The following is a 5,065-nucleotide window of genomic DNA, read 5'->3' on the forward strand; positions in this document are numbered from 1 at the left end:
ACACCCGGCTGGCCAACGCGCGAGAGATCACGCTCGCCACACGCAACGACTTTCTGCCCGACTTGCGCGCTCGCTACCCCGACATCCGGATCAGTTCGCAAGGCCAGGACAAGGAAACTGCGGAGACCGGAAACTCGCTGCTCGGCAACCTGCTGATCGGGCTGGTCGGCATCTTCCTGTTGCTGAGCTTTCAGTTTCGCAACTACCTGCATCCACTGGTGGTCATGCTTGCCATTCCGATGGGGTTCATCGGCGTGATCTGGGGGCACCTGGTAATGGGGCTGGCGCTGACCATGCCAAGCCTCGTCGGCTTCGCGACGCTGGCTGGTGTGGTGGTGAACAACAACATCCTGCTGGTTGGTTTCGTGCGCGAGCAGGTCGCCGCAGGCGTGCGCGTGAGCGAGGCAGCGGTCGAGGCCGCCCGGCAACGCTTTCGCCCGATCATGATTACCTCGCTCACCACGGTCGCCGGCTTGTTGCCGCTGATGCTGGAAACCAGCACCCAGGCTCAGTTGCTGGTGCCGCTGGTGGTCAGCCTTGCCTTCGGGCTGGTCACGGCCACGGTTTCATCACTGTATCTGGTGCCGGCCTTCTTTGCGATTCTCGACGACCTCGGCTTCGGCCGCGCCCCGGCGAGTGCCGATCGGGTTTCGGGCGCGGCTGTCGGAATGCAGTCGCGCCCGGTCGGCAATCAATGATCGTGCTTCAGGAGCTTCTTGCGCAGCGGACGTTGCGGAGGAAGTGCTTGAAGAATACCCCCTGTTCGCCGTCGTTGAAGCGCTGGTGGAAGGCCTGGCGGCTGTCCGGGTCATTGCTCGAGGACCAGTACGGCATCATGGATTCCTCCAGGCCGATCTGCTCGAAGTCGATGCGTTCGCGATGTTGCCACACGAGATCGAGTTGCCCGATGGCGGGCAGAAACCAGCCTTCGCCCTTCTCGACGCAGTATTGGGCCGCGACGAAATGCGATACCCCCTGGCTGCCGTTGAAGCCCCACAAATGCTCGTAGGTGTTGCTGCGACCATCCGCAGTGGAGGTCTTGAGTTCAGGGCCGCATTGGTGGCACTCGCGGCTGTCCCAGCGAAGCTGGGGGTCTTCGCCGTTGGCGTCGAAAAAGGTCTGGATGCCGTCTGCCGCCCCGGCATAGAAGAGCGCGATGCCCTCATGTCCGCAATAACGATCGCTGACCACTCCGATGGTGTCGTCAGCGGGCTCGAGACATTGCGACTGAGACGCCAGCGTGCCGCCAAAAGGCAGCAGTGCGGCGCAGAACATTACGGTTCGAACTTTGCGGGTGACTTTGGTCATGATAGGTACCTCATGTGGTTCAGGGTGATGGTGTCGTTTTCTGATTCTTTTATCAGTCTGCGCCCGCTACAGAGGAAGCGGTAGCCTTGCGTGGTTGAGTCGATTGAGTCGGGTCAACCTGTCGTATTGATTTTGCGGCCACAATACGCCTGTTTGAGGTTTGCCTGGAAAGGAGCTTCGTGCGCAATTCAACCTCTTCGCTGGCAAGAGCGTCCGGACCTGACGATGTCAGGATCAGGCGTGGGCACGCGCTGCGTGCGCTTGTCGTCCTCTGCGTGCTCGCGCTGGTGGCGTTCGCGGCCGGAACGACGCTGAGTCTTCTTGACGAACGGACCAAGGAGCTGGAGCGACATGCACACGAGATCTCCACGCTCAACCGTACCTTGCTCGAGCAGACAGCGCGCGCGATCGACAGCGTGGACTTCGCCATCGAGGCCGCCCGGCTGCAACTGCTGCAGCTCGAGGATGCGGGGATGTGGTCCGAGAATGTCCAGCACCTTGTGCTTGAAAGCCGGGTAGCCAAGCTTCCGCACCTGCGGTCGATGGTCTTGATCGATCGCGACGAGCGGGTGCTCGCGAGTTCTTGTTCCTATCCCGCTCCACGCGTTCAGGCTGGTGAGTGTGTTGGCCTGACCAGGCTACAGGCACCCGAGGAGGATCGCCTGCTCGTGGATGGTCCCACCCAGAGTACGCTCGATGGGCAATGGTTGCTCCCGGTTGGCCGCCGGCTCCACCCGATGAACGTGGGCGAGACCTTGAAGAGCGATCTCATCGTCGCCGCAGTCGAACCGCGCTACTTCACACGCCTTTACGACGAGCTGGGAGCGGACTCCGGGATCAACATCGTGTTGCTGATGGAGGATGGCACGGTGGTGGCCAGCTCTTCGCACGAGCCGTTCGCAACCGGAGCAAGCCTCGCATACCATGCCGCGTTTATCGAGTACATCCGAGCCGTTGATCATCGGGACAGAATCGTTCTGCAGCGTATTGGTGGCGAGTTTGCCGAACTGGTGAGCTTTGGCAAGGTGTCGGGCCTGCCGCTGATGATCAAGGTCAGCATCGATGAGGCGGCGGCGCTCTCCGCATGGCGAAAGCATGCGACCAATCTTGCGTTCGGCGTGGCCGGCGTCGCACTCATCCTGATTACGATCACGATGCTCCTCGGTCGGCAGGTTGGGCGGAACGAAGCGCTCAGTGCTGCGTTGCTCGATAGCGAGACAAGGCAGCGTGGCATCATCGACTCGGCGCTCGACGGTATTGTGGCGACCGATGTTTACGGGCGCGTGGTGCTGTTCAATCATGCGGCTGAGCGCATGTTCGGGTGCAGCGCACGAGAAGCGCTCGGTTGCCCGCTGTCGCGCTTCATGGACGGGGCGGTGCTGGCCGAAGCGGATGCCGTATCCTCTGGCGATGCTGATCGCCGGGGGGCGCCGAGAACGCCGGGTACGGTCGTGGAAGGCGCGGGAGTTCGTCAGGATGGGATGACGTTTCCGGTTGAGGTGTCGCTGTCCCGGCTGGCCCATGGTGACGAGCGTCTGCAGATTGCAATGGTGCGCGACATCACGGCTCGAAAGAATGCCGAGGAAAGCCTCCGCAAGTTCTCGCGGGCGGTTTCCCAGAGCGCGAGCGCAGTCGTGATCACGGATTCGCAGGGCGTGATCGAGTACGTCAACCCGAGCTTCATCCAGACGACAGGGTTTTCGCTGGAGGAGGTGGTTGGCAAGACGCCTCGCGTGCTCAAATCCGGTATGGTGCCAGCCGCACGTTACGCCGAATTGTGGGCAACGATTTCTGCCGGCAACGTCTGGCATGGCGAGTTTCACAATCGTCGCAAGGACGGCTCGCTGTACTGGGAATCCGCGATCATTTCGCCGATCCGTGATGATGCCGGCAACATCACCCATTTTGTCGCGATCAAGGACAACATCACCGAGCGCAAACGCGCCGAGGCGGCATTGGCGGAATCCCACGACAAGTTGCGGGAGATGGCGGCCAACCTCAACAATCTTCGCGAGAGCGAGATGGCGCGCCTCGCCCGTGAGCTTCACGACGAGCTCGGGCAGCAACTGACCGGCCTGAAGATGGATATTTCCTGGATGCAGGGCCGGCTGGTCGAAGGGCCGGCACCCCTGCGAGACAAAGTCGAGGCGATGAAACACCTGGTCGACGACACCCTCAAGTCGGTGCGCCGGATTTCCACCGGCTTGCGTCCGCCGGTGCTGGACGACCTTGGCCTGGTACCGGCACTCGAATGGCTGGTTGGAGAGTTCAGGCGACGCCATCAGCTGGAGGTAAGCCTGAACCTGGGGGTCGGTGAAGAGCGTTACTACGACGCCAAGCTTGCAACCACGTTGTTCCGGATCGTCCAGGAGTCTCTGACCAACATCGTACGTCACGCGGAGGCGTCGCGAGTCGACATCTCGCTTGGGTACGAGGAAGGTTTGCATGTGCTGCGGATCGTCGACAACGGGCGCGGCTTCGAACCCGGCCAAAGCGGCGGGGGGCTTGGCTTGGTCGGGATGCGTGAGCGGGCCTACATGTGCGGTGGTGTGCTCGAAGTATCGAGCACGCTAGGCGAGGGCACGGTGGTCGTGGCCAAGGTGCCTGACCGCGACAGCAGCCCTGATGGCGGCATGGCAGGCAAAGAGATCGACTCCGACAAGCTGACCGACGAGGCGGCGCAACCGTTCCAGGCGTGAGCACATGCAAGTTCGTGCCTGGAACGTTCAGCAATCACCCTGAGCTTTTCACAATGAAAAAACGCATTCTCGTTGCAGACGACCACGCCATCATTCGCGATGGCTTGCGCCAGATCCTCGCAGACACCGATGATCTCGAGATCGCTGGTGAAGCCGTCAATGGCAATGAAACCGTGGCGCGGGTGCGGGAACGGGACTGGGATCTCCTGATTCTGGACGTATCCATGCCTGGCCGCGGCGCCCTCGAGCTGATCAAGCAGATCAAGAGCGAGAAGCCGCGTTTGCCGATTCTCGTGTTCAGCATGCATCCCGAGGAGCAGTATGCGGTTCGCGCCCTGCGTGCCGGAGCGTCGGGTTATCTGAACAAGGAGGCCGACGGCACATTGCTCGTCGCCGCGATCCGCAAGGTGGCCAACGGCGGCATCTACCTGAGTCCCTTCGTCAGCGAGCAGATGGCACGCGAGCTGATGCCCGGCGGCGGTGGTGAGCCGCTGCCTCACAAACGCCTGTCGGACCGTGAGTTTCAGATTCTGTGCATGCTCGCAGCAGGCAAGGCGATTGGAGAGATTGCCGATGAGCTCTGCGTGAGCGTCAAGACCGTCAGCACCCACAAGACGCGCATTCTCCACAAGATGGGCATGCACAATGCGGCCGAGCTCATCCGCTACGCGATCGAGCACGAACTGGTCTGAAGCTGCGCGCAGCAGCTGCCATTCAGGTCTGGCCCGATTGACGGCGTAGGACGATTCCTACGCCGTCAATCGGGCGTTTCCGACACTGTCTATAGTCCGCCGCCGATAGGGCCGCGGGTCGCCTCCTCCCATACTCGAAACCAATCCGGATCACGCCCGGTTTGCCCTCTTTCAGATGCGGGGCACTCCGGGAGACACCGGTTCAGTTTCAGGATCTTCGAAGGAGAGCGACATGAAATCCATTTCTCTTGCAGCCGCAGTTGCCGGTGCCATCTTCACATTCGGCGCCTCGTCGGCGGTTGCCGCAGACATCGCCAAGGGCGAGGAGCTCGCACCCCGCTGTGTGGCCTGTCACGGCGCTGGCGG

The 5,065-nt window shown here is 61.8% G+C and carries 4 protein-coding genes; 3 read left to right on the plus strand and 1 reads right to left on the minus strand.

The features are described from left to right. Positions 1 to 698: efflux RND transporter permease subunit (locus GPA21_RS19250; RefSeq protein WP_168989694.1), on the plus strand; the 698-nt coding region annotated here is incomplete at its 5' end. Between the two features lie 7 nt (positions 699 to 705). Here GPA21_RS19250 and GPA21_RS19255 read toward each other — a convergent pair. Next, a complete protein-coding gene (locus GPA21_RS19255) occupies positions 706 to 1,308 on the minus strand; it encodes a hypothetical protein (protein WP_168989695.1) in 603 nt (200 codons plus the stop codon). Between the two features lie 179 nt (positions 1,309 to 1,487). On the opposite strand from GPA21_RS19255, the gene GPA21_RS21315 reads away from it, so the two are divergent. Together GPA21_RS21315 and GPA21_RS19265 are read left to right on the plus strand one after the other, a co-directional pair. Further along, positions 1,488 to 4,007: a PAS domain S-box protein gene (locus GPA21_RS21315; protein WP_168989696.1), complete on the plus strand. Its 2,520-nt coding sequence runs from the start codon at positions 1,488 to 1,490 to the stop codon at positions 4,005 to 4,007. A gap of 53 nt (positions 4,008 to 4,060) precedes the next feature. Continuing rightward, entirely contained in the window at positions 4,061 to 4,699 is a 639-nt protein-coding gene (locus GPA21_RS19265; RefSeq protein ID WP_168989697.1) for a response regulator, read from the plus strand. Positions 4,700 to 5,065 lie beyond the last annotated feature (366 nt).

It is taken from the genome of Azoarcus taiwanensis, assembly GCF_012910885.1.
In the GTDB taxonomy this organism is placed as follows: Bacteria; Pseudomonadota; Gammaproteobacteria; order Burkholderiales; family Rhodocyclaceae; genus Azoarcus_F; species Azoarcus_F taiwanensis.